The sequence below is a fragment of the Mesorhizobium sp. GbtcB19 genome (assembly GCF_019091085.1).
Taxonomy (GTDB): domain Bacteria; phylum Pseudomonadota; class Alphaproteobacteria; order Rhizobiales; family Rhizobiaceae; genus Mesorhizobium.
Genome location: NZ_JAGXJY010000329.1, coordinates 1 through 255 on the forward strand (window position 1 = coordinate 1; position 255 = coordinate 255).

A 255-nucleotide genomic window follows, 5' to 3' on the forward strand; every position below is an offset into this window, starting at 1 on the left:
GGAGCAACGCTCCTTCCAGCGCCAGCTGCGGCGATAGCAGCGTGTGCGCCTGCGCTTTCGAGGGTGAGGGGCCGGTCTTGTAGTCGAGGATGTCCGCCATGCCGCCGGCAAGCAGGTCGACGCGGTCGGCGTAGCCGGACAGCGTCCCGCCGGTGCGGCCGACCACCGTTTTCTCGGCGCGTTCCTCGGCATGGCGCCGGGCAACGGCCTCGGCCCGGCCATGCTCCCATTCGATGATGTTTTCGGCGAGCTTTT

At 68.6% G+C, this 255-nt stretch carries 1 protein-coding gene; it reads right to left on the reverse strand.

Annotation, left to right across the window (positions count from 1 at the left end; all coding sequences use genetic code 11):
* Positions 1–255 (reverse strand): PD-(D/E)XK nuclease family protein (locus KVT37_RS32425; protein ID WP_217579052.1); only part of this gene is annotated, 255 nt, incomplete at both ends.